The organism is Allobranchiibius sp. GilTou38 (genome assembly GCF_017565325.1).
Classification (GTDB): Bacteria; Actinomycetota; Actinomycetes; order Actinomycetales; family Dermatophilaceae; genus Allobranchiibius; species Allobranchiibius huperziae.
Window position 1 is genome coordinate 511,310 of the sequence record NZ_JAGEKN010000006.1, and the last position, 23,593, is coordinate 534,902.

Consider the following 23,593-nt stretch of genomic DNA (forward strand, 5'->3'; position numbering starts at 1 on the left):
GCCGAGAGTCGCCTCCTCAGTGCGGACGAGTGGACCTCCCCCAGCGCCAGGCAGAAAGCCACGCGAGCAGCAGAGGCCGCGCGACGGAACAACACATTCGCGGCATACGCAGCATCGTGGCTCGACGGCCGCCAGGACCTGCGTCCGACCACGCGTGCGAGCTACGCCACGGCTCTACGGCGCCATCTCGTTCCGGCCTTCGGGGACGTCCCCATCGATGGCATCACGACCGCGTCTGTGCGAACTTGGTTCAACGCCTACGGATCCCGCACACCCACGGCACGGGCCCACGCCTACCAGGTCTTGCGCGGCATCCTGGCCCAGGCGGAAGACGATGGCCTCCTCCATCGAAACCCAGCTCGCATTCGAGCGGGTGGACGTACTCGCGCCCGGCGCGAGCCTGAAGTGCTCACGCTCAAGGAGTTGTTTGCTCTCGCCGACGCCATGCCGGAGAAGCACCGGACGCTGACGCTCGTGTGCGGTCTGGGCGGTCTTCGCTACGGAGAGGCCGTCGCCTTGCGGCGCCGCGATGTCGATCTTGCTCTGGGAGTCGTGCGCGTCGTGCACAACGCAACACGTGCCGGCGGACAGAAGATGCTGGGACCGCCCAAGACAAACGCCAGCAGACGAGAGGTGGCGCTACCGACCATCGTGGTGGAGAGTCTTCGCGACCATCTGCGTAACAGCACCTTCCGCGGTCGCGATGGCTTGGTTTTCCCCGGTCAAGACGGAGACCTGCTGGCCCCGACTGCGCTGTATGGCCGAACTGCCCGCGTCGAGACGCGCGGCGGAAAGCAATATGAGAAGAACGGGTATGGCTTCTATGCCGCGCGTGCTGCTATTGGCAAACCCACCCTTCACTGGCATGACCTGCGGCGTACGGCCGCCACGCTCGGAGCTCAGCACGGGGCCACCGTGCGCGAGATGCAGCATCGCCTTGGCCACACCACTCCCACGATGGCCCTGCAATACCAGCAAGCCACCGCCGACCGCGATCGCGCTGTGGCCGACCGGCTGCAAGCGGCGATCGACGCGGGTAACGCGGAGGCCTGATCGGGCCGCCGCCGGCTCTGTCCTGCCCGGACTTCGAACCGCTGAATCTATGTCAGCAAACGAAATGTTCAACGCCGCGACACCGCAAGCCCAACGCCCTCCGGGGCCCCGGGGCCCCGGGGCCCCGGGGCCAGGATGAATCGATGGCGAGTGAGCTGCAGCTGCCGCGCCTGCGGGACGCGTCGCTGGTGCTGAGGGCCTTCACGGCCGCGGACGTTAATCTGCTTCGTCATCGCTGACGCCGACACCGACGCCGGGCTGGACAGATCCGCTTATGGCCGGTCGGGAAAGGCCGCGCCAGCGTGGGGTATTGGGTCAGGCCCGCCGCCCGCCGTCGCGGGCTGGACCGTCAGGCCTTGCAGACGGTAGCGATCTGGAGTCTGTCCCTGCCCGCCCTAGACCGGCTGGAGCTCTACATCGAACCGTGAAACGAGGGGTCCTGGCGGGCAGCGGAACGAGCCGGCAACCTCCGCGAGGGGTTGCTACGAAGTTAGCAGCCCGTCGGCGGGAGACGACGCGACATGTTCACGTACTCCCGGCTTCGTACTGACCCCGACATATACCAATACCGCAGATGACCTGCATTCGCGTGCCGATGGAGCTACGGTCGGAATTCCGGCGTTCCATCAGCTTCGTGGGATCAGTCGCACTCTGCCCAGAAGTGGTAGAGCCAGGAGTCGTAGAACCGTTCGGCGAGCCAAGTGTCCTGTCCCCGCGGCATGGGCTCGAGGAAACGCCGCTGCATCTCCCATTTGAGGTGTTCGTCCGATGCGGGTGGGGACTCCGGGGACACCGCGACGTACGTCGCGGCGAACTCGGCGCCGAAGATCTTGTCGAGGACCATGGCGACGCGCGGAATCCTCCAGTGGGCCAGGGGAAGGACGATCTCCCGCGGCTTCCCCGCTTGGATGAGTTCGCGCTTGACGTAGTAAAGATTGCTGATGACGTCACGTGACTCCCTTTCGCGGATGATGTCCGCCTGGGAGACGCCGTGCTCGATCAGATGGTCTGCCATGCGGTCGCATTCGCGGAACGGCTGGGCCACGTCATCACGGTAGAATTTCAGACTGCGGTCACCCGACGTGATGACCAGCGGCTTCGATGCCGCAGCGCCGTACCGCGCGACTGCCATATTTAGCGCGTCGTACACATGGCGCGGGAAATGCCAGGTGGTGGGGTCAGGTTGGGACCCGAGCAGGATGATGGCCTCGCGTCGATCCACGGCGACCTCGATCCTGACTCGGACGGTTTCGCGAGCACGAACGTGAGCTTCGATGTTAATAACCGCCTTGATGGGGCGGGATCCGACAAGTGATTCATATCCCACCGCCACCTAACAGCCGATCGGAGCTTCGATGACGACCAGCTGGGGCAAGCGGGCGGACATGCTCGTGCACGAGGAGGAGCCGTTCAACGCCGAGCCGACGTCGGCCGCGTTGGCAGCCTCCTACCTCACCCCCACCGACACGTTCTACAGCCGCAACCACGGCCCGATCCCGACGCTCGACCGCGGGACGTGGCGCCTGGATGTCGACGGGCTCGTGGACATCAGACTCCGGCTCTCCCTTGCGGAATTACAGGACCGATTTGAGGAGCACGTGGTCACGGCCACCGTGCAGTGCGCGGGAAACCGCCGAGCGGGGTTGATCGCCGTGCGCGACATACCCGGTGAGGACCCGTGGCAGGACGGGGCGACCTCCACAGCGGTCTGGGCCGGAATCCGCCTAGCCGATGTCCTGGCCGAGGCCGGTGTCACGCAAGCCGGCGGCGAAGCGGATGAGACGCACGTGGCGTTCCAGGCCCCCGACGTCTCCCAGCTGGCACGACCATCGCAGGCGTACGGCGGTTCCATCCCCCTGGCGAAGGCGACCCGCCCGGAGGTGCTGCTCGCCTGGTCCATGAACGGCGAAGCGCTCACCCCGGTGCACGGAGCCCCGCTGCGAGTGGTCGTGCCGGGGTGGATCGGCGCCCGCAGCGTGAAGTGGCTCGAGCGAATCATCGTGCGCCACGGCCCCTCGGACAACTACTTCCAGTCGGTGGCGTACCGGTTGCTGCCCCCCGACGCCGACCCGGACACGGCCGGTCCGGGCAACGGCCTGTCCCTGGGGCCCATCGCACTCAACAGCGCAATTCTGTCCCCTGCCGACGACAGCACGGTCTCGGCCGGCGCCCTCGCGGTCAGCGGGTACGCCTTCGCCGGTGACGGCCGTCGGGTCGCCCGGGTGGACGTGTCGCCCGATGGGGGCCACACCTGGGTGCAGGCCGACCTGGGCCCCGACCGCGGTCCCTGGGCCTGGCGGTTGTGGCGTGCCCAAGTGCACCTTGCCGCCGGAGACGCCTTACTCGTCGCCCAAGCCTGGGACGGGACCGCCGCCGCCCAACCCTCGGAAGCCGAACATCTGTGGAACCCCAAGGGATACGTCAACAACGCCTGCCCCCGAGCGAGGGTGCACGCCGTCCACCGGTGATCTGAGACCGACGGGCTTTGAGGGGGACGCGGCACCCCGCCTCGAGCCAGACGCGGTGTCAGGAGAACGTCCAACACTGCTGCTTGGAAGCCCTGCTCAATGGAGGCGCTCCGAAATCCCCGATCGGGGCGACTTTCGAGTACGCGCCGTCTTAGCTGGGGCAGGTTTCCAGATCGGGTTTGCAGGTCCTACAGCTCCCATGTGTCGCGTAAGCCGATCGGGATGCGGCGACTGCCTCTTCTCGCTCAGGTGCGCGGTTCAGCAAACTGGACGCGGAGGATTGTGTGGGCCCCTTCTCGACACCGAGACTGAGCGACCCAGGTGTCGGATGAAGTGTTAGACGACCTGCGTATGGAGTCGGGCGTTTTCACCAGGGTGGTGACGTCCGACTCGAGGCATGAAGGCGTGACCCACTCGTGTCTTTGGTGGCAGGTGGGCCCGAAGTCCACGTAGGCTTCTGGACGAGCCCGCCCAAGGTGCATCTACCCGGTAAGGGTGCGCCCGGCCCGTCGTTTGGTGAGGGTGGCTGCCCGTTCAAGCCGGGCCGGGTCCGGGGAATCCACTTCTCGACGGGGGATGTCGGGGTTCCCACCTCTTTGCACGAAAGAACTCAGCGCGGCCGGACGACCTGCGTCCCAAGTCCGTGCCTATGGACGTGGCTTCGTTCTAGGCGCTGGTGCCGATCTGTCCGAGATGGTGGCGCCGAAACCCACCGCTCCGGTAGACGATCGGGCTGCGGCCCGCCCCGATAGGTTCCCTAGGTGGATCCGGAAACACGCTACTCGCGGCCCGCTGATCGGTTGATCGAGGCTGCTGTGGTCAGAGCCCTGGGTCAGAGCGGTGCTGATCGCGCCGGGTGGGAGTTCATCGAGACCGGATCCAGCAACCTCGTGGTGCTCGCTGGCGATGTCGCGGTGAGGATCGCGCGAGACCCACGATCAAGCGTCGAACTGCGACGCACTCAGGGCCTCATCGACAGGCTCCCGGACCTTTCGTTCGCTGTTCCGCGCAGTCTCGGACCAGTCGTGGAGCACGAGGGGCTGGCGGCCGTGCCCACCCGGCGTCTAGTAGGAACCCCCCACCCTGCGCGTTCGGGTGATCCGGTCAGACTGCGGAACCTCTTGGATGCCGTTCACTCGATCGACGTATCCCCGCTCCGTGAGTGGCTGGCGCGGCCACGAGCGTTTTGCGGGGGCCCGGACTGGCTGCGGGTGATGAGGGAACAGGTCATTCCTCGGCTACCGGAAGACGTTCGCGGCGAAGCGTCCGAACGCGTTTCCGCGCTGGCCACCCTGGATACCCCGGGTTTGGTGTTGAACCACGGAGACCTTGCTGGATCGAATGTCCTATGGGACGGCGGGCGGGTCACCGGGGTGCTGGATTGGGACCTCGCCGCAGAAGATGACCCGGCGGAGGACGTGGCGAGCCTGGCAGGATGGCACGGTTGGGATCTGGCCGCCCAGCTTGCTGATCCGGACACCGTGGCCCGAGCAGAGACCTTCCGGCGATCCTTCCCGCTGCAGGTCATTGCCTTCGCCTTGTCGCACGACCGGCCGGCACCGGAGGTGGAACGAGCAATTCAACGGGCGCTTCCAAAGCTTCGTGACACGACTGACTGATAGCGAAATCCCGGTCACCGATCGGTCTCCGGACGTCTGGCGAGCCGGATAGCGTCGACAATCACCGCCGCTCACAGCTGAGAGCCCGGGGCCGCGCGTACCCCAGGACGCTAGACAGTTACGGCCGAAAGTGCGGCGGCAGCAGCAGCGATCTTGGCGGCGACAGCATCGAGCGACGAGTCCTTCGTGCTCAACCCGGCGTGGGATGCCAGCATGGGGCTCACGTCGTAGAGCTCGTCGAAGGTCACCCCGTGCGTCACGGGCACGACTCGGCTGGTGTTCAGCAGGACAGCGAGCTCCTTCTCGGCGATGCCCTCATTCCGGATGCTCGCGAGCAGAGCTGGCGTCACCAGCACGATCCCGATGCGGGAGTTGCGAAGGCCCTTGTCGATCTCGCGCATCTGCAGCGAACCGAGCGGGATGTCTTCCTCGCTGAACCACACCGTCGCACCGCTGGTCTTTAGGTGCCCATGCAGCCCCTTTGCGCTGCCCTCCCGATCATTCCACGCATGGCACAGGAACAGGTCCCGCTTGTCCGGGTGGGCGACGGCCTGCTCGGCAGCCTTCGCGGCGTAGGGCTGGACCGCACGCCACTCGGCCGGGGTGTATGACACGGACCTCCCGGACCTGGTGCTACGCGAGGTGCCGCCGCCGGACGAGCCGCTATAGGACGACCCGCCGCCGCTGTACGACGAGCGGGGGGAGTACGAGGAGTAGCCGTACCGCCGACCTCCTCGACATGCGGGACAGTTTGCTGCCCCACTGGCGGTGCGGTGACCCTGCGACGGCGCTGTGCACTGCGACATGCTCGTTCTCCAAACAGTTGTGAGAGCGACACGGGCTGCCGCGCCGGATGAGAAATAAGCTAGCCGAACGTCCGCCCCATCTTGTGCATGACACGCCCCAGCACCACTAGATGTTGGGTTCGGTAGGAATGGGCATTCCGAATCCACACGACCCGGGGTGTCCGGGCAGTGATCGCCGACTAGTCACGTTTCCCACCCGCGGTAGATGGTCCGGTGTACGTGCACACGGGTCAGGGAGAGCTGGTCCAATCAGTGGCGACCCAAGATGCGCAGGAGGCCGGCTCGACGCCGTTCACGTCTTTCGCGTCGAGCTCGTTGATAGGGGTACTCAAATCCCTCCAGCATCGGTTGTACGCGCTCCAGCTCGCGTCGCAGCACTGCTTCGTACGTGTGCCGCTCGAACCGAATGTTCGGGAAGAGGCCCGCTGTGCCCAGTTCGACCATCTCGTCGGTGTACTCGTACTGCTCGGCGATCGCGCGCCAGGTGACGGTGTCTTCGCCAATGTCGAGGCGGGCGGTGATCACACCGCAGTCAGGATTCTGGCATTCAGGGCACCCGTAGAGCGACACTCCCGCGTTGCCAAGATCGGGTGAAGTAAGCCCGAGCAGTCGCTCCAGTGCAGCGACCGTTTCGATCGGCCACTCCTCTCGAACAACGCTGACCTTGTCCAGCGGTCCGCCAGTTGCCGACGTCAGGTAGTCGAGCACGCGGCCACCATCGGCAGTGAAATCGAGGTAGGCCACTGGAGATCTATGCAAAGCATTGACGTGCAGGCTGGTCGTTGCCCCTCCCTGGATCGTCAGGTCCCGATCGGCTGCGATGAGTCCGAGTTGCGTCTGCACGGTGCGAACTCTCCCAGCTCTAGCGTGCCGATATCGTGCTGTTTCCCGCAGGCGCCGGACGGTGGGGCGGCACAAAGCAGGAGCACGGCGCTACAGGCTGCACCTCATGGCGTCTGTCCGTTCGCCAATCAGCGCGTGAGCGTGCCGCCAAGGGATCCGTCAGCGGTGCGTCGCTGAGGTGAAGCAGGCGCGGACCTGACGCTAATGAGCTAGTTCAACGCCGGGTAGTGCCTTCGCGCGGCGTGGTTTGTTCCAGTGGGCCCACCACCACAGGAAACCCGCTCCACCCGGGACGGCCAGCAACATGGCGATGAAGAAGAACCAGTCCCGGCCTGCCTCTTTGGTGTTAACCACATCTCGTGGGTGGGCGGGGTTTACCAGGATCCGTTGAGGAGCTCGTTCTGGGCTGTCTCGGTCATTAGCGACGGCGACTCCAGATTCGACCTTCCCGCCGACTGTGTAGTGCCCGTTGGACCACCAGCGGCAACCTCCGCGGCCGCACTCTTTGTAGACCCTGTCAACGGCCGCGGTGACAGTCACGTCGTCAGGGTCGTAGCGGATCTTTAGCTGTTTGCCAGCAACGACCCCGAAAAAGATCCCCATGATGAGGAGCATCGTTCCCGACACCATCAGCTGCCAGGGCCGCTTCCCGTGGGCGCGGACTCCACTTGCAGTGGTGGCTGTTTCTGGGCTCGCCGTGGTGGAGTCTCGCCACAGCTTCAACGTGCCCGCCGCGTCAGGCGTCACAGTGGCAGAGCTGGCCAGGATTTGTTCGGCGACGTGATGGGCTACTGGCCCACGCCAGTGCAACGGGAACCGGTGACGGCTATCCCCAAGGTGCAGGACCACCGAATCGGTGTCTTCAGCGACCGAGGTCAGGTCCGCGAAGTGACCAGACATCGGCGCACGAACCATCCCGCTCCGTTCCAACCACCACCCCTGTCCCACAGCAACGAAATGACGGCGGTACAGAAGGAAAACGTTCAGCGCGGCGGCTGGACCGACCAGACTGATTAGGCCCACCGGGCCAAGGATCCACACGAAGAGCCCCGACAACGCCAACAAGGGGACGCACATGAGCGCCCGCTGCCGGGCGGCGGCTGGCTCCGGTGGCTGCACAGCCAACGTCGGCCCCGTACACCCCGGCGGGGGCACCGGCGGGGTGCGCCCCGCCCACAGTGCGCCCCGCCCCCGCATGGCCACCCCGCCAAGGGCTCCACCAGCCTCCCCTAGCGTCCCGCCCTGAGCTTTGGTGAAACGGCCCAAGGTCGCGTCCTGTCCCGACATCTCTCCGCCCGAGGTCCCGTTCTGGTCTGAGCTGGACGCCGCCGAGGAACTCTGGCCGTCGCTGGCGGTTCCACGTCCACCGAGCAGACCCTGGAGCCCGCCTTGGGCCTCCAGTCCGGAGCGCAAGGCCGCGCCGGAGGTGCTGCCCGGGTCCACGAACGCCAGCAGCTTGAACAGCGCGAGGGGACAAAAGCAGGAGATGAGGGTGAGAATGACGCTCGGGACAGCGGTACCAATCGCGGCCTGCGTGGAATCGGTCATTCCGGTGGCCACGCCGGTGGTCAGCTGCACCCCGACCCCCAGGACCAGCACCATGATGACGGGGGTGAACGCGGCAGCCAGGAACCAGCGCAATGACTTCCAGAACCATCCGCGACCGGCGTCGGCGACCAGGCCCGCTGCGGACAGGGGCGTGGTGGTCGAGAGCACGAGCAACGCGCCGGCCCTGGTCAACATCACCAGCAGGTGACCGATCGCAGCCAGCCAGAGCAGGCACCCCATGCCCCCGAGGATGGTGGCGACCGTGCCGTCGGTGACGTGGGTGGTGTCGACGGTGTGGAACGGTTTCCACCCTGACCAGGTGCTCACCCCCAATAAGCCCGTCATTAACGCCCGTGTCAGACCACCGGCCGCGGCGAGCACCGCGACGGCGCCGCCGACCCAGCAGGACCACACCAGACAGAACTGACCACTGCCGATCAGAGCGGTCGCAATGCTCTTCCCGTCGCGTCGGATCGCGGCCGCGCCCAGCTGAATCATCAGCATCAACACGACCAGGGACCCAGCGATCCAGAACGTGTACTGGTACACCCGACCCCCGGGGCCGTCCGCTCTGAGGTCGGGGGTCAGGAAGGCGTCCATGATGTTCAGGACGAGCCGCAGCATCCACAAGCCTGCGTTCCAGAGGCCGAGCATGGCCGTGATCCACGCGCCCGTGACGGCCCGGCCCGCCGCATTTGCCAGCCAATCAAACGGGTTGGGCACCCCGGGGATGGCGGGCATCAGTCGTCGCCCTCGCCGGCCCACGTGCGCCACCCAGCGGCGCGGCTGACATCGCTGCCGGGCCAGGTGGACGGTGCCGGCGCCGGTGTTGCGCCCGGTGCGATCATCCAGCGATCACCGTGCCACTGCATGCGTTCGCAATAGCCGTAGCCCATCTGCGCGTCCCGGGTAATGGTGGCGTGCACTGTGACGAGCACGCACGCCAGCACCCAATCCGGGCCATCGGTGCCTTTGACCTGGGCTCCCCCGGGTGACCACGACGGTGCTCGTCGGGTCCAGTGCGCTGCCCATCTGAGCGCTGCCAAGGAACGACCGCACGTCCTGCGCTAACGGCCACCGCGCGACCCCGGGCGCTCCGGGCAATGCCCAGTCCGCGTGCACCGCGGCCGTCTCGCGCATGCTCATGCTCTGCAGCACGACCTGCTCGATGCTTGCAAGCTGCCCGATGGCGCCCTGCGGGGTGTGGGGAAAGCCCGAGGGAACTCCTGCTGGACCCTGCATCAAACTTGCCGGAACGGTCATGGCCGGCGCCGCGACCGCACCGGGCGGGGCCGGCTGCGCAGCGGCCGCGTCCACCGCCGGCATCTGCTGGGCCGCGACGGCGTCACGATGGGCGCGCCCGGTGGCCGTGGCACTCGCTGGTCGTTCTGCTCCCGTAGGTCGAGCGCCGTCGTGCCCCTCGGAGGTAGTACCCGCGATCGCGAAGTAGACGGCAAGCAGCAGGCCGACCAGCACGGCAACGCCCATTGTAATGACGGCCACCAACGCGCCCAGCAGTCGACGGCGGGCCCAGCTGCCTGCTGTGTCGAACTGCGCGATCACGTCACACGCAGCCCTTGCCGACAATGCCACTGAGGACTCCGGGAAGCACCAAGTAGGCGATGGCGGCGCCGAACACCACGCAGATGCCGACCACCGACATCTTGCTCGCGTGCGGCATCGAGAACACCCGCCCGGCAACCACGCCGCCGACGCCGACCAGCATTCCCAAGCCCATCAGCGCGATGACACCCCACATCACGTACCCCGTGATGTCATTCATCGGCGCCGATGCCCCCGGTGGCGCCTTCGGACACACCTGCGCGGTAAAGGCAATCAGCTGCGTGTTTGTCTGACTCATCATTGCGATACCCCTTGGGTGAGGTCACGGTTCGACAGCCACCGGAGAAGTCGACGCGCCGTGGCCAGCAGCGGCCCCGGCAGGTCGGCTGCGGTGAGCCCATCGCTGGCCAAGCGGCGATCGTGCGGGATGGCAAACAGGGCCCCGTCGCGCTCCAGGTGTCGCACGGCGCGTCCGGCGGTGTGTGAGACGCTCCTGGTCCATTTCCGGCGTGGTGTGCCAAGAACAGCAACACAAGGGTCGGCGCCGGCAAATGAATCTAGTGCGCCCTCAAGACGGCGCATGCCAGGCACCGTGGCAGTCGTCGTCAGGACCAGGTGCGGTGCATGGCGCACCACGTCGGCGACCCAACCGGGCGAGCCCAAGACCTGACCGATGTCCCATCCGATGTCGAGGACAGTGAGCTCGATGGGTCGGTCCAAGGCCGCGGGGTGCGGGATATCCCCCACGCTCGTCAGCACATCGCTAACCCGCTCAAGTAAGACTTGCCCGCGCGTGCCGCGGGACCAAACCCGCTCATACCTTCCGAGTTCGGCGGTGCTGGCGGCGACAAGCCCAGAAGCGGCAACCGAAGCGAACTCGACGACCCGGGCGGGACGCTGAGCGACGGTGGCGATCGCGACCGCGACCGCCAAGGATGTGGCCCCGGATGACCCTCCGCAGCCAACCACCGAAACGACCGTCTCGGTGGGGCTCGGCTCCCACCGATAGCAGGGGGAACGTCGCACTGCCTCAACGGGTGGCCTCCTCGTGCCGGGACGTGCGCTGAAGTCTCCCGCCTGTACCGCAGTCCAGGCTTGTTTGAGCTCATCGACCGAGGCCACCGAACGGTCGGGTACGGTCTGCGTCATACCGATGCACCGCATGCGATCGTCAGCCACCCGTCGATTCCGGCGGGTCGATAGAACGCTGAAAACGAAAAGACTGCGGGCCGTACCCGTCGCAGTAGCCGCCGACCGCCCACTCCTCGGGCACGCCATCCAACAGCCAAGCCGTCAGAAGTCTCCGTGGCGCGAACTGCAGCAGCGGTCGCGGCTTCACTCACCCAGTCGGGACACGCGGTCTTCGATCCTGTCCGCACCCACGTGCGGACCCCGCCTGATGGGAGTGGCAGTGGCTGGTGTTGGAGGCAGTTCACGCCAACGCCTGCCCATTCCCGCACGCGTCGGCCAGCGCATCGATGCTGCGCCGGGCGCGCCGACGCAGGGTGCGTGCCGACATTCCGAGTTGGCGCGCCACGTGCTCGGTCGTCTCGTTCGCCATCAAACCTGCGCCACATCGACCCGTTCGGCGTGACCTCAAGCGATCCCCGGCCTCGAGGAGACGCAGCAGCATGCGCCGGTCCGCCGCCGTGATCACGTCGCGGTCGCAGGCCCAGTCGAGAAGCTCGAACAGCTCCGTGGCCGCGTCAGCAGCACCGACCTCCGAAGCTGACATACGTGCCCAAAAGGGTCCGTAGGGATCCACCGGGCTGGTTCGCGACCAGGTCGGGTCCGATCGCTTCAGCTGCGACGGGGCATCGCACTCGCGTAGGACACCGGCCCGCGTGTTGAGCACGATGTTCGAGGAAACTTTGGTGAGCCGGCGCCAGGGAAAGCTGCGAACCTCCAGCCACAACTGGCTCGCCACGACCTGATCAATCGAGGGGCTGAGCGTGCGTAGTCGATGCGCCAGGGTGCAGGCAGCCGGCAGCATTGCCCACGCCAACGCGGCAGCGGCCGCGTAGTCATCGCCGCCGTCGGGAGCCGCCAGCCGTGCCAACCCGAGCAGCACGGTGTCTGCGTCGGCCGCGGCCGACTGCTTCAACCACGACCGCAACGTGGCGGTGTCGGTGGCAACTGCCAGAGCCGGATCCTGGCGACACCACGTGGCCCATGCGTGGTCGGCCTGCGCCAACAGCTCGCTGTTCTCCGTGAGGCCAAGACAGTCTGCAACGCTCATCTTCGGCTCCTGCCTGTCGAATCGGACAGGCAGAGACTCGCGTGCGGTCGTATCGTGTTTCGTCCCCCCAGAACCTGTCGGCAGGCGGTACGACGGAGGCACGTTCCCCCAACGAGGGTGCTGACCTGCGCGAACGCGGCGTACCCCCACCGGTCGAAATACTTCGATGAGTACGCGCTCTTGCGCGCTCTCTCCTGCGTCCGCTAGGGCCGCGGCGACTGTCAAGCGGTAGCGCGCTATCCACGGGGCCCACCCCTTGGGCAGGACACCGACGCAGGATGACGCAGGGCGACCGGCCTCGGTGGCTGCGGTCGCGTCCTAATGCAGACCCCAGGCTCTGTTCGGATCGGCCAGTACCGGCCGCAGGTCTGCCGCCGGTACCCGTCGCTGAATGACGACCGGGTCCTCCTCCTGACGCAGCCTCACGACGACCACCAACGCCTGCCACTCCGACGAACGTCGCCGCCACGCCACGGATTCCCGAGAGTTCACGGATACTGACGGCCGCTTGAGATGAACTCAGCCCAGATACTCGACCAATTCGGCTGATCAACCCTGAGATTTGCGGAACCGGGGTGTACGTCTCGATGTTTTTGGCCAGGGGCACGGCCCAAGTGGCCGACCTCGCTGTTCAGCTCAGTTTCCATGATCCGGGCGCCCGTACGCCGATCGGCTGACGGTGTGTTCACGGTCCGGGGATCTGGTGAGCACGGGTGGTGACGTAATCGATGGGGCTCATCCATAGCGGATGGGGCCCGGTCGACGGCACCCGTCACGACTGACCTGTCATGGAACTTAAGCCTCCCGGCCTGATCAGTGACGGTTCGTGTCGACGGCCCAACCGTTCGTCGTGGACCGCTGTTGACGGCGTAGGAAACCTGTGGTCATTGTCGGCGCTGTTCGAGATCTTCGCGGGACGCAGTGTCCGGCGCTGGCAACGTGTGGCTGTCGGGCTGGTTCTAGCGTGGCGTGAGCTGGCGGGTGAGGGCATGGGTGACGGTCAGTGCTAGTCCGACGGCGATGCTGACGGGTGCCAGCAGTGCTTGGCCGGTTCCGGTGAATTCCAGGGTCAACAGAATGGCGGTTAGCGGTGCGCGTTGGGTGGCGCCCAAAAGCGCGGCGGCTCCGATGATGGCGTACTGCGCGTCGTTGCCGCCAGGCCAGATGTGGTTCCACAGTTGGCCGGTGAGTACGCCGAGTACGGCGCCGGTGGCCAGGGCGGGGGTCAAGAGCCCGCCGGTAGCCCCTGCGCGCAGGCAAGCGGCGGTGGCTACTGGTTTCAGCACAAGGATGGCGGCGGCCAGCGAGATGCCTAGGGTGCCAGTGAAGGCGAGGCCTGCTGGGCCTTTGCCGTTGCCGAGCAGCTGCGGGTACACAGTCGCGGCGGCGCCAAGGGCGGTGAACGTGGTGGTGGTCAGGAGCACTGCTCGCCATCCGGTGGGAGCGTGGCGCGCGGCGGTATTCGTCAGTCGGGTGAACAACACGCCGAGGACACCGGCCACGGGGCCGAGCAGCACAGCCCAGGCCAGGATCGGGTTGCTGTAGTGCACCGCCGGTATGGGGTAGGTGATGTGGTTGTGCAGCACGGGCCAGGCCACAACCGTCGCGACACCCGCGCTGAGGACAGCCGCAACGACGTCGGCCAAGGCGGCGGACGCGAGCAGGATCTCCAGGGTAAAAGCGGCCCCGCCTAAGGGCACGTTGTAGACCGCGGCCAGACCGGCACCTGCACCACAGGCCAGGACCGTGCGCCGTTGGGCTGCGGGCAGGCCGAAACGCGAAGCTGCCCATCCCCCGAGTGCTGCACCCGTTTGCCGGGGGGCACCTTCCCGACCCAACGATCCGCCCACACCCACAGCGACGATTTGCAGTGCGGCGTCGGTGAACGTGGCCAGGATCGGCAGCTGCGGGATCGGTTGGCGCAGCGCCGCGGTGACCGAGACCGCTGGTGGGTCGGTCCGGCGTCGGTGAGCCCACCAACCGACACCGACGAGGAGGCCGCCGACGCCGACAGCGAGCACCCGACGCAGGTAGGTGGCCCGTTGGACACCGGTGAGGAACGTTGCCTCGGTGTAACCAAATGCTGCGTGTTGGACAAGGTGCAGCAACAGCGTCAAGACCGCCCCTGCTACTCCGGCCAGGACTCCAGTCAGAAGGGTCGCACCGAGCATCCTCAGCGAGGCGGGACCTGCCCTGAAGGGCGACCGGGGGCTCACATTGTGGATGGAGTGGCGTGCACCGTGGCTCGGGGCCAGGCGTTGCTGACGTATCCCTTGGGGTTCCACAGGTGGGCGGCATCAGATGGTTGCGCCGCAGCGGTGCCGTCCCAGGCCCGGGCCAGCAAAACACAGTCCCCGGCGGGAAGGTTTACTTCGGTGGACCACATCCGCCACGCCCATGGTCCATGGTCTTCGCCGAGGTCGGCTTGGACCCAGGTGTTGCCCTCGTCGGGGGAGACATCCACTCGGGCGACCGCACGTGCGTCACCGGCGAAGGCGTACCCACGAACCTGCACCAGGCCGGCGACGACGGTGGCGTCATTGGCCGGAGACAGAATCGCGCTGTTGAGGGCGATCGGACCCAACGACAAGCCGTCACCCGGGCCGGCGCTATCAGGGTCAGCCTCCGGGGGCAGGAGCCGGTAGGCCACTGACTGAAAGTAGTTTTCTGACGGCGTGTGTTGCACGGTGATCCGGTTCAGCCACTTCACGCTGCGTGCACCAATCCAACCCGGCACGATCACCCGCAACGGCGCCCCGTGGACGGGTGTGAGCGGCACGCCGTTCATCGACCAGGCCAGCAGCACCTCACCGGACAGCGCCTTGCTCAGGGGGATTGATCCGCCGTACGCCTGGGGTGGTTCGGCCAGCTGGGACACATCAGGTGCATCGAACGCCACATGCGCCCCCTGCGCGTCCCCTGCGGTCGCTGTGACGCCGGCCCTGGCCAGGACATCGGCCAGGCGCACACCGGCCCAGGTCGCGGTCGAGGTCGCCCCGTCCCGCCAGGGATCCTCGCCAGGAATCTCACGAACCGCGATCAGCGCCGCCCGACGGTTTCCCGCACACTGCACCGTCGCCGTGATCGAGTACTCCGTGAACTGCTCGCGCAGATCCTTCAGGGATAGCCACAAATGGGTGCCCACCAGACCGTCAACATCCAGGCGCCACGCTGCCGGGTCCAGGGTGGGAATCGGCCCGTGATTACGGCTGTAGAACGTGTCCGTCGCGGTCAGGAAGTTCGTTCCTAACGCGGCCGAGGTCGGCTCGGCGTTGAATGGCTCGGCCTCGTGCACGAGCATGTCCGTTCGCTTACCCCAGCTGCTCATCGTCAGCGCTCCCATCGATTGGCTCAGGACCAGCATGGCCTCTCACCCGCAAGTTGGCTCACGCAGAGGCACCAGAGACATCCTGGTCGACCGTCGCACTGGTCATCGTCGGAATCAGACCCGCGTTCTTCGCCGCCCTGTGAAATGACTCCGAAGATCGACTTGTGAGCCGCTGCTCTGTTGCGGGAGCAGAACAGCGCAGGCGTAGTGCAGGCCTGGTTCCAGCGGATGAATCCCCAGCTGAAGGACATCGCACTGGCGAGGGTGCTGCGCGAGCAGCTGCTTGATCGGGCCGGCCCCGCGATGCTCGCCGTGGCTCGCGCTTTCGCCGCCGAAGGATGACGCTGAGCGTCTCCCGGCCAGAGACGGTAGCCGTCGACCAACAGGTGTGGCGGGTGGGTTATCTGCCGCAACCGTGGACTTGGCCGTCGTGGCAGTACTCCACCGACAGACGCTTCCCCAGACGGTGGGATGACCGGAACGGCACCGTCCGCACGATGTACGCCGGCGCCTCTCTGCTCCGATGCCTCCTAGAGGTCCTGGCAGGCTTCCGACCCGACTGCTCATCGATCTCGGACAGTTCTGCGTCCAGACGTTCCAGGACGCGTTAGCAGATGCTGCTGGGCTGACCCATCCAGGTGGGGGTGGCCAGGATCACGATGTCGGATGCGATCAGCTGGGCCCGGATCTGTGGCCACTGGTCGCCCTCGCCCATGTCGGCCTCGACGCCGGCCTTGACGTCATGGTCGGCGACCCGGACGACGGTGGCCTCCACGTCGGGCATCTGCTCGATGAGCAGGCGGGCCAGCAGATCACTGCTGGAATCGGACGAACTGTCGCGCAGGCTGCACACCAACGCCAGCACGCGAAGGGACTGCGTCATCACGTTCTCCTCACCACTTGATATCTCACCTTGCATGCAAGATACTTGCACACAAGTTTTCCTATCGCCGACAGACTGGACCAAATGACCACGATCACCCCAGCCCCGGACCCCGCGTTGGAGTCGATGGTCTGCTTCGACCTGTACGCGGCTTCTCGTGCTGTCACCGCGGTGTACCGGCGGCTGCTGTCGCAGTACCACCTCACATACCCGCAGTACCTAGTTCTAATCGTTCTGTGGCGCACCCCGCAGCCCACCATCGGGGAGTTGGCCGAGGCGGTGCGCTTGGACTACGGCACGCTGACCCCGCTGCTGCGGCGGATGGAACGAGCCGGTCTGGTGACGCGCTCTCGCCGTAGCCGGGACGAACGGATCGTGACCGTCTCCGTCACCGAGGCCGGCGCCGCGCTGCAAGAGCAGGAGCCCCACATCCGGGCCGTCATCACCGAAGCCACCGGTCTGGCCTCTGAGGAAATGGCCGCACTGCAACAGACCTTGCGCACCATCGCCACGACGAGCCGTCGGTTCCAGTGAGGCCGCCGCTGCGCAGATGCCAGGTCGGACTCACTTCCTGGAACGCCTCTCCTAAAAGGCCGCTAGACCGTCTGGGCTGCTACACCTTGTCAATGAAGCCGCGATGGGGCACCCAGGTACCTGCTGCCGCCGGCGGAGACCGGGCCGCGTTCGCGCAGATCTACGACATGACGACCGCCCTGGTCTATGCCCACCTGGTCGCTTTACAGCTTGACCGCACTGAGAGCCGCCTGCAGGAGGCCTACCTGCAGTACTGGACGCAACTACCCAACCTGATGCAGCAACGGTCAATGTCCAGCGTCGTCGCGTGGCTCGTTCAGGCTGGCGTGAACGCCGATCACATCGCTCTCCCTGCCACCACGCTCACCGGGACGCGCGCGCTCACGGTCGTACCCGACACAACGGTCCAGGCGGGGTTGCCTGCTGCTGTGGTGCAGGCAACCCCCAAGGCCGACGCGTGAGGGACCCAAGGAGATACCCACATCGTGTTGATGGGGGTACGACGTGACACCGCGCCTACCCACCGAGGCGCTCAGCGACCTCCTCGACAAAGCCGCCCGTCTCGATCGCGAACTCGGCCCGGACAGTGATGTCGAATGGGCCCTGCTCGAGATGGCCACCCGCCCTGAGCCTGCAACCGCACGCAGCAGATCGGCCCACCCAGAAGGCACCGTGGGTGACGCCACCGCTCAAAGGCCAGCTGCGACCAACGCCGTGCGAACCACGGGCGATGTTCGGGTCGCGCCGCTGGTCGGGGCAGCGCGACCTGGGTAGCCCTATTGACATCAGTAAGCAGGTTCTAAGAAGAGAGTTCGTCGTGATGACGCACCACCTGTGCGACCCGTGACCGCGCCACCACCGGCTCCTGCGCTCCCTGTACAGGAGCTCTTGCGGCAGCACCTGCCGGGATCACCCGGGGTCATGCGCCGGCAACTGCGGACCGCGCGCATGGAACCCGTTGTTGTTCCACCAGCCGGGGCCAACACCGAGCTGTTGGCGTACGCGATATCGGCCCGACTCAGGCTCAGCCGCGCGCGACGTAAGCACCTGAGACATTCTCCCGCACAGCGCGCACCCATCAGATCGTTCGCCGCGAGCTGGCGGGCATCGATGTGGAACCCCTCAATCCTGGATGAGCTGGAGGCCATCGTGGTCCCAGACGGCCGGGGACCAGGCAAGGGCACGATATTAAGTGGAGAGCCCACCAGGTGCGCTCAGATCGCGCTGCTGCTGGGACTGATCGAACAAGGCGCCAGCGCCTCCGCCCTGACAGTCCACCATCGAAGGCTGATGGACGCCCCCACTCTGGACGCAGCGGTCGATGCGCTGGACCCAGCGTGGGTTCAGGACGTGCACGACGTGGCCGCCCTTTCGGTGCCCTTGCTGGCGGACCTGTCGGGACCGGTGCGCATCGCGCCACCGCAAGCCAACCTGGGATCACTGCAGCAACCGGTCGCAGACCTGATCATCGGATCCACCCTGGTCGCGGTGAAAGCCACGCAATCTTCCCGCGTTCCTACCGGCGATCTCCTGCAGGCCTTCTGCACGGGATTGCTAGCCAGCGGGCACGATCAACCCGTGACCACCATCACGATGCTGATGGCACGATTCGGAATCGCGGTGTACTGGGATCTGGAGGAACTGACCCGCGCGACCAACGGCCTCACACTTCACCAGGCGCGCCATCGAATCTTGGTCCCTACAGTTCCCGTTGACTGAGGGCCCACCACCCCGATCCCTGACTCACTTGACGGCATCTGAGCCAACGGGCACGTGGTGAACTCGCCACAACGGGAACCGCACGGGGTGATTTGAAGGCGCATAACCCGATTGGTGTTCTTGCGGCGCGGCCGCCGCCGCATGGGCCGTTCGGGTGGTGGCACCGGGACACGGGCGGTGACTGGTGACCGCGAGGTGGATCGGTGACGGAACCGCTGGAAGGATGGCGTCGGCCGTGACCGCCTCGCCTTAGTCGATGAGTCGGCTGGCGTCTCGCGCGTAGCGAATGGCGGTGTGGTCGCACATCCCGAATAGGCGCTGCAGGTGGAGGGGGTCCGGGCCGTGCATGATGGCCTCTTCTAGTTGGCGGTCCATGCGTATCCGGTCGAGGGTTGTTCCGCTTGGGTTGAGTAGCCCGCGCAGGTAGGTCGCGCTGACTGGTCCGGTGGTGCAGGCGCTGGTCCGGCTGATGATCAGATGCGGATTGGCGGTGTGTGGCCAGTTGTCCCTTCGCTGGGTCAACCAGTCCAGGACAGTGTCGCGGGTCAGGTCATCGAGGCGGCGCCAGATCTTGTTCACGAGGAGCTGGCGGTTCCACAGATCGACGTCGTGGAGTTGGAGTGCACGGATCTGGGCGGGTCGTGCGGCGTGAACGCCGGCTAGGGCAAGCACCAGGCGGTGTACTGGCGTGGTTGCACGTGTCACGGCCCGGCGGTAGTCCTGGCTGGTCAGGGGGATGATCGGAGCGGGCGTCTTCGTGCCGAGGGTCAGCCCGTTCATCGGGTTGGCGAAGATGCGGCCGGTGCGCTTGAGGTATCTGAAGAGCGACCGCAGCGCGCTGAACAGGTTGGAGGTGCTTACCCCCGCCCCGGGTGCGTAGAGGGCAGCCTTGACCATGGTGGGGGTTACTTCACGCAGGCTGTCGCATTCACCGGCCCACCGGTTCATCGATGGGCGGATCCAGCGGGAGTACTCCTGCAGGGTCTTCCATGACCGTGGTGTGGTGCGGTCCCCACCCTGGGCGAGGTGGCTCATCCATGCTGCGATGTCGTGGACGAACGCGTCGGGTAGTTCCTGGGTGCGCCGGTCGAGCAGGGTGTTCAGACGGTTTGGGCGGTCGTCGACCAGCAGTTGTAGATCCTCCAGTACCGGCAGTATCCGTGCCGTGCGCCGAATTGCGTGCGGCAACGTCTCGACCTCGGTTCGGCGGACCGGGTCGGCTGGGCCGCGTTGTGACAGCAGGACCACCAGTGCCTCTTGGACGCATTCAATGGTGGTGCTCGACCAGCCATGCGCGTTTCCGATCGCGTCGGCGCGCCTGATCGCTGCGATCGTGTGCGGGAGCGCCGTCGCCGTCATCCTGCGCAGCGCCGGCCGAGTCGGCCGACGCTGTGTGGCAATCGTGAACAGCTGCAGCTGGCCTGGTGTTGGGGTCGGGTTCAGATCCGTCGCGTCACGCGGCCGCCACGGCAGGCGTCCACCACCTCGACGGCGCAGCGCGTACCGCATGTTGGTGAATTCCAGCTGGTGGCAGTCGAATTGCTCGCCGTGCGCAAGTAGTCGATGGGTGTTCTGTGGCCCGGCGTCGCGCGCGGCTTGAAGCCAGCACATGCGGCAGTAGCCCCGCTTCAGTCCTGTGTTGCCTTGCCGACAGCCCACACAGGTGCCCTTTGAATGCAGTTTCCGCCAGCTCACGCAGGGGCTGCATTGGTCGCGCCACGCGAGCATTCCCCAGCTGTGGCAGTCGCGGCACTCCCCCACCACCGGCGCTACTGGCATCAGTGCGGGTCACACGGTCGGGGGCAGCGTTCGCCCGTGACGGCGTTGAGGAGTGATCACGTCAGGACCGTTCGTGCCCGTGTCCGTCGTGCTGGTTCGTTCAAACTTGTCGCCGGCGGATGGCACGAGATCGGGTTCGGGAATGAGTAGTTCGTCGATGCCGCATTGCAGCACCGCGCAGAGCACGTCGAGGTCGGACAGCTTCAGGCTCGCGGGCTGACCAGACCAGAGCCCTGACATCTTCCCAGCGCTGATGACCATTCCGCGTTGCGCGAGCATCCGCTGCAGGTCGCTAGCGGTCCAGATCCCCTGGTTCGCGGCGGTCAGTCGCAGGTTCCATTTCATTGGCGTAGTCCCTCCAGGCGTGTGGAGGCCCGGTCCTGTCCTGCGGCCCAGGCGTCCTCAATGTGTGCGCGGTGGACGTGCACGTACCGCATGGTGGTGGCGATCCACTCGTGGCCGAGTAGTTCTTGTACCGCGAGCAGATCCATGCCGGACTGGTACAGGGTGGACGCGCAATAGTGGCGCAGGACGTGCGGGGTCAAACGACCCGACCACGACGGCAAGCAGCGGGCCACGACATCGGCCAGGCCCCAGCGCAACGTGTCGTCGCCGACCCGGGCACTGGTACCCGAGACCGTCCGACGTTCGGATGGAAACAACGGTGCGCCCGGAGCATCAGCGTCCTGGTCGAACAGCCCCCACACGTCGCGGACATACCACTCCATCAGCGGTCGAGCCTCGTTGATCAGTGGCACAACTCGTGCTTTGGGCCCCCGTCCGCGTGACCCCTTGCCGTGGCGCACGTGCAACTGCCCGAAGCGGCCGACTCCCCAGTGCATATCGGACAGATCCAGCTGCAGCAGTTCGCTGATGCGCAACCCGACCAGCGACATCAGCCGGCACGCTGCGTAGTTGCGCGCGGACGGTGCGTACTTGCGGCACGCCGCCAGATCCGTGCGCCACGCCGAAGACAAAGTCGACATCTCAACGGGTGTCGGCGGTATCCGGATCAGCAGGTCCGGTTTGGACGCTGGTCGGTTCAACTCGTCCAGCGGGCACTCCACCACGTGACCCGTGCGGTGATAGATCTCCACCTTGTGCCGCAGCTCGAGGTACCGGAAGAACACCGACAACGTCGCGGCCTTCCCGGCGCGGGTGCTCGGCGCGCACGACCGCAGGTGGTTGGCGAACAGCCGATCAGCGTCCGACGGGCTCATCTCCCACCAAGGTTTCCCGATCAACTCCCGAACCTGCTCCAAGGTGTTCACGTCGATCTGAATCGTGCTGTCGGCCATCCCCGCCGATGCCCGCGCAAGCACGAAACCCGCGAGGACGTCGGTCTCCAGCGCGGCCAGCTCCTCAGCAGTCGCGCGCGGACCGAAGTCACGAAGGTCTCGCACCAGCTCAACGACCACAGCACTTCACCCAACCAGGAACGCTCTCACTATTCCTGATGAGACTTCACCTAAGCTGAGAATCTGTCAATGCTCCACAGCTGAGCGCCTACCCTCCGCTTGACGCCGAGACGCGGCAGCGATGACCAGCTAGGTACTACCGGAACATGCGGGTATCCCTGCAACGAGCCCTTGGTCCGGGGGCTGGTGCGGGTGCAAGTCTTTGGACCTGACCCACACATGCCCGGTGGGCGCGCGGCCGTGGCCACGTGCGCTCTGACCGAGACTGCCCCATCACACCCAGCATATGTGTACATATGTACGAATGCGGGCCACGGATCAAGACTCGAGGCCCGGTCCGGATGACGCACTCACGCTGAGCCACCGCCACTACCGCCGCGTCATGACACCCGGCCGGCACGCGTATCCGCACCCGGCCTACGCGGAAAGCACAGACTCCTAGTGGGTTAGAGATCGCAGATCAAGTGTCCTTGGGGGTCGCCATCGCACAGGTGCTCAACGAGGTTCCGTCCTAAGCGCGACGACAGTGGATCAAGGTCGACGGAACCAGCAAGGAGCGCCACGTCACCAGGCCTGTGGGGCACTTTGAGCCCCTCTCGGGTTCCTGGCGTCGTTGCTTCGCGCCCAACGTTGAATGGAATCACTCAAGAAACAAACCCTGGCGTTCACACCCACCCGCCTCAGGAGAGGGTGAGAAAAAGCTTCTCCATCGTGGCCTGGTCTTCGGTGCTGATGCCATCGGGCGAGGTCAGGCACTCGCGCATGCCGGAAGAGACGATGGCGAAGCCGGCGCGGTCGAGGGCGCGGTTGAGAGCGGCGAGTTGGGTGACGACGTCCTTGCAGTCGCGGCCTTCTTCGATGAGGCGGATGACGCCGCCGAGTTGGCCTTGCGCACGGCGCAGTCGGTTGAGTACGGGGGTCATGTCATCTGGGGGCAGGCTGACCATGGTGGTGGTCCTTCGCGGTCTGGGAGGGATTAGGAGGTTGTCGTGTCGCCGAGTGATGCGAGGGCCTTGGTGAGCCTGTCGCGGGCGTCGGCGGCGACCGGGGTCAGTTCGTCGTTGCCGGTGAGGGTCACCATCAGTTCTGGGTCCATTGCCTCCACAGTGGTCCGCTGTTCGTCGATCGCGCGGACGACCACGTTGCACGGCAGGAGCAGTCCGATCGAGGGCTCGGCCTGAATGGCGGTGTAGGCCAGCGGGGGGCGGCACGCTCCCAGGATTACCTGGGGGGCGATGTCGGCATCGATCTTGGTCTTGAGGGTGCTGGCCAGGTCGATCTCGGTGAGGATTCCGAAACCCTGATCTGCGAGGGCGTCGCGGGTTGCCTGAACGGCAGCGTCGAACGGACGGTCGATGGTCGTGGTCAGTGCGTAACTCATGGGTTCCTCTTTCTCGGGGCGTGAGTGCTGGTGATGATGTGGTTTCAGGCGGTGGGTTGCGCTGCGAGCTGGCTGCGGATGTCGTCCATGTTCAGAGCGCGTACGTCGTCGATGACCTGCTCGAGAGCGGCCGCCGGTAGGGCGCCGGGCTGGCTGAAGACGAGGATGCCGTCGCGAAATGCCATCAGGGTCGGGATCGAGCTGATCTGCGCTGCGGCGGCCAGTTCCTGCTCGGCCTCGGTGTCGACCTTCCCGAACACCAGGTCAGCGTGCTCGGTGGCCGCCGCCTCGTAGACCGGCGCGAACATGCGGCACGGTCCGCACCAGGACGCCCAGAAGTCCACGAGCACGATGTCGCGACTGGCGATGGTCTCTTGGAAGTTCCCCGCGGTCAGGGTCTGTGTGGTCACTG

23 protein-coding genes are annotated in these 23,593 nt (G+C 66.1%); 6 read left to right on the top strand and 17 right to left on the bottom strand.

What is annotated here, in order from left to right:
- Positions 1-405 precede the first annotated feature (405 nt).
- Positions 406-1,053: a site-specific integrase gene (locus JOB34_RS18080; protein WP_347813770.1), complete on the top strand. Its 648-nt coding sequence runs from the start codon at positions 406-408 to the stop codon at positions 1,051-1,053.
- A gap of 640 nt (positions 1,054-1,693) precedes the next feature.
- On the opposite strand, the gene JOB34_RS07545 is transcribed toward JOB34_RS18080, so the two are convergent.
- Positions 1,694-2,275: an ElyC/SanA/YdcF family protein gene (locus JOB34_RS07545; RefSeq protein ID WP_208052101.1), complete on the bottom strand. Its 582-nt coding sequence runs from the start codon at positions 2,273-2,275 to the stop codon at positions 1,694-1,696.
- Between the two features lie 133 nt (positions 2,276-2,408).
- Between JOB34_RS07545 and JOB34_RS07550 the strand changes: the two genes are divergently transcribed.
- Together JOB34_RS07550 and JOB34_RS07555 are read left to right on the top strand one after the other, a co-directional pair.
- Positions 2,409-3,521: a sulfite oxidase gene (locus tag JOB34_RS07550; protein WP_208052102.1), complete on the top strand. Its 1,113-nt coding sequence runs from the start codon at positions 2,409-2,411 to the stop codon at positions 3,519-3,521.
- Between the two features lie 815 nt (positions 3,522-4,336).
- Positions 4,337-5,140: a phosphotransferase gene (locus tag JOB34_RS07555; protein WP_347813804.1), complete on the top strand. Its 804-nt coding sequence runs from the start codon at positions 4,337-4,339 to the stop codon at positions 5,138-5,140.
- Positions 5,141-5,250: 110 nt separating this feature from the next.
- On the opposite strand, the gene JOB34_RS07560 is transcribed toward JOB34_RS07555, so the two are convergent.
- From JOB34_RS07560 to JOB34_RS07605, 10 genes are all read right to left on the bottom strand, one after another.
- Complete coding sequence (locus JOB34_RS07560) at positions 5,251-5,754, bottom strand: toll/interleukin-1 receptor domain-containing protein (protein WP_347813771.1); 504 nt, start codon at positions 5,752-5,754, stop codon at positions 5,251-5,253.
- 441 nt (positions 5,755-6,195) lie between these two features.
- Positions 6,196-6,789 (bottom strand): hypothetical protein, encoded by a 594-nt coding sequence (locus tag JOB34_RS07565; protein WP_208052105.1) that lies wholly within the window; start codon positions 6,787-6,789, stop codon positions 6,196-6,198.
- A gap of 201 nt (positions 6,790-6,990) precedes the next feature.
- Complete coding sequence (locus tag JOB34_RS07570; protein ID WP_208052106.1) at positions 6,991-9,078, bottom strand: hypothetical protein; 2,088 nt, start codon at positions 9,076-9,078, stop codon at positions 6,991-6,993.
- Positions 9,078-9,275 carry a hypothetical protein gene (locus JOB34_RS07575; protein ID WP_208052107.1) on the bottom strand — a complete coding sequence of 66 codons (198 nt, stop codon included), beginning with the start codon at positions 9,273-9,275 and terminating at the stop codon, positions 9,078-9,080. Before JOB34_RS07575 ends, JOB34_RS07570 begins: the two co-directional genes overlap by 1 nt.
- Before the next feature lie 626 nt (positions 9,276-9,901).
- Complete coding sequence (locus JOB34_RS07580; protein ID WP_208052108.1) at positions 9,902-10,201, bottom strand: hypothetical protein; 300 nt, start codon at positions 10,199-10,201, stop codon at positions 9,902-9,904.
- Positions 10,198-11,049 (bottom strand): hypothetical protein, encoded by an 852-nt coding sequence (locus JOB34_RS07585; RefSeq protein WP_208052109.1) that lies wholly within the window; start codon positions 11,047-11,049, stop codon positions 10,198-10,200. The genes JOB34_RS07580 and JOB34_RS07585 overlap by 4 nt, the downstream gene beginning before the upstream one ends.
- 283 nt (positions 11,050-11,332) lie before the next feature.
- Positions 11,333-12,094, bottom strand: coding sequence for a hypothetical protein (locus tag JOB34_RS07590; RefSeq protein WP_208052110.1), 762 nt, complete (start codon positions 12,092-12,094; stop codon positions 11,333-11,335).
- Between the two features lie 1,004 nt (positions 12,095-13,098).
- Positions 13,099-14,256 carry a chloride channel protein gene (locus tag JOB34_RS07595; protein ID WP_208052111.1) on the bottom strand — a complete coding sequence of 386 codons (1,158 nt, stop codon included), beginning with the start codon at positions 14,254-14,256 and terminating at the stop codon, positions 13,099-13,101.
- Between the two features lie 95 nt (positions 14,257-14,351).
- On the bottom strand, positions 14,352-15,440 hold the full coding sequence (locus tag JOB34_RS07600; protein WP_243757844.1) for a sulfite oxidase: 1,089 nt from the start codon (positions 15,438-15,440) through the stop codon (positions 14,352-14,354).
- A gap of 634 nt (positions 15,441-16,074) precedes the next feature.
- A complete protein-coding gene (locus JOB34_RS07605; protein ID WP_208052113.1) occupies positions 16,075-16,350 on the bottom strand; it encodes an NAD(P)H-dependent oxidoreductase in 276 nt (91 codons plus the stop codon).
- 84 nt (positions 16,351-16,434) lie between these two features.
- Between JOB34_RS07605 and JOB34_RS07610 the strand changes: the two genes are divergently transcribed.
- The 3 genes from JOB34_RS07610 to JOB34_RS07620 all read left to right on the top strand — a co-directional run bounded on the left by JOB34_RS07610 (position 16,435) and on the right by JOB34_RS07620 (position 18,603).
- Complete coding sequence (locus JOB34_RS07610) at positions 16,435-16,884, top strand: MarR family transcriptional regulator (protein ID WP_208052114.1); 450 nt, start codon at positions 16,435-16,437, stop codon at positions 16,882-16,884.
- 167 nt (positions 16,885-17,051) lie between these two features.
- Positions 17,052-17,345: a hypothetical protein gene (locus JOB34_RS07615; RefSeq protein ID WP_208052115.1), complete on the top strand. Its 294-nt coding sequence runs from the start codon at positions 17,052-17,054 to the stop codon at positions 17,343-17,345.
- Between the two features lie 829 nt (positions 17,346-18,174).
- On the top strand, positions 18,175-18,603 hold the full coding sequence (locus tag JOB34_RS07620; protein ID WP_208052116.1) for a hypothetical protein: 429 nt from the start codon (positions 18,175-18,177) through the stop codon (positions 18,601-18,603).
- Positions 18,604-18,852: 249 nt separating this feature from the next.
- Here JOB34_RS07620 and JOB34_RS07625 read toward each other — a convergent pair whose 3' ends face one another.
- The 6 genes from JOB34_RS07625 to trxA all read right to left on the bottom strand — a co-directional run bounded on the left by JOB34_RS07625 (position 18,853) and on the right by trxA (position 23,591).
- The gene (locus tag JOB34_RS07625; protein WP_208052117.1) at positions 18,853-20,298 is read right to left on the bottom strand and encodes a hypothetical protein; all 1,446 of its coding nucleotides are present in this window, start codon (positions 20,296-20,298) and stop codon (positions 18,853-18,855) included.
- A 93-nt stretch (positions 20,299-20,391) separates the two neighbouring features.
- Positions 20,392-20,727, bottom strand: coding sequence for a helix-turn-helix transcriptional regulator (locus JOB34_RS07630; RefSeq protein ID WP_208052118.1), 336 nt, complete (start codon positions 20,725-20,727; stop codon positions 20,392-20,394).
- Positions 20,724-21,785: a tyrosine-type recombinase/integrase gene (locus JOB34_RS18085; protein WP_347813772.1), complete on the bottom strand. Its 1,062-nt coding sequence runs from the start codon at positions 21,783-21,785 to the stop codon at positions 20,724-20,726. Before JOB34_RS18085 ends, JOB34_RS07630 begins: the two co-directional genes overlap by 4 nt.
- Positions 21,786-22,480: 695 nt before the next feature.
- A complete protein-coding gene (locus tag JOB34_RS07640; protein WP_208052119.1) occupies positions 22,481-22,747 on the bottom strand; it encodes a metal-sensitive transcriptional regulator in 267 nt (88 codons plus the stop codon).
- A 29-nt stretch (positions 22,748-22,776) separates the two neighbouring features.
- Positions 22,777-23,181, bottom strand: a complete 405-nt coding sequence (locus JOB34_RS07645) for a DUF302 domain-containing protein (protein WP_208052120.1) — start codon at positions 23,179-23,181, stop codon at positions 22,777-22,779.
- Positions 23,182-23,225: 44 nt separating this feature from the next.
- The gene (gene trxA / locus JOB34_RS07650) at positions 23,226-23,591 is read right to left on the bottom strand and encodes a thioredoxin (protein WP_208052121.1); all 366 of its coding nucleotides are present in this window, start codon (positions 23,589-23,591) and stop codon (positions 23,226-23,228) included.
- Between the last annotated feature and the right edge of the window lie 2 nt (positions 23,592-23,593).

What these genes read in the sequence shown, in the direction of transcription:
- JOB34_RS07550 (WP_208052102.1), top strand. Translation starts at nt 2,409, where the DNA reads ATGACGACCAGCTGGGGCAAGCGGGCGGACATGCTCGTGCACGAGGAG.
- JOB34_RS07570 (WP_208052106.1), bottom strand. Translation starts at nt 9,078, where the DNA reads ATGCCCGCCATCCCCGGGGTGCCCAACCCGTTTGATTGGCTGGCAAAT.
- JOB34_RS07580 (WP_208052108.1), bottom strand. Translation starts at nt 10,201, where the DNA reads ATGATGAGTCAGACAAACACGCAGCTGATTGCCTTTACCGCGCAGGTG.
- JOB34_RS07585 (WP_208052109.1), bottom strand. Translation starts at nt 11,049, where the DNA reads ATGACGCAGACCGTACCCGACCGTTCGGTGGCCTCGGTCGATGAGCTC.
- JOB34_RS07600 (WP_243757844.1), bottom strand. Translation starts at nt 15,440, where the DNA reads ATGCTCGTGCACGAGGCCGAGCCATTCAACGCCGAGCCGACCTCGGCC.
- JOB34_RS07605 (WP_208052113.1), bottom strand. Translation starts at nt 16,350, where the DNA reads ATGACGCAGTCCCTTCGCGTGCTGGCGTTGGTGTGCAGCCTGCGCGAC.
- JOB34_RS07610 (WP_208052114.1), top strand. Translation starts at nt 16,435, where the DNA reads ATGACCACGATCACCCCAGCCCCGGACCCCGCGTTGGAGTCGATGGTC.
- JOB34_RS07615 (WP_208052115.1), top strand. Translation starts at nt 17,052, where the DNA reads ATGACGACCGCCCTGGTCTATGCCCACCTGGTCGCTTTACAGCTTGAC.
- JOB34_RS07620 (WP_208052116.1), top strand. Translation starts at nt 18,175, where the DNA reads ATGGACGCCCCCACTCTGGACGCAGCGGTCGATGCGCTGGACCCAGCG.
- JOB34_RS07630 (WP_208052118.1), bottom strand. Translation starts at nt 20,727, where the DNA reads ATGAAATGGAACCTGCGACTGACCGCCGCGAACCAGGGGATCTGGACC.
- JOB34_RS07640 (WP_208052119.1), bottom strand. Translation starts at nt 22,747, where the DNA reads ATGGTCAGCCTGCCCCCAGATGACATGACCCCCGTACTCAACCGACTG.
- JOB34_RS07645 (WP_208052120.1), bottom strand. Translation starts at nt 23,181, where the DNA reads ATGAGTTACGCACTGACCACGACCATCGACCGTCCGTTCGACGCTGCC.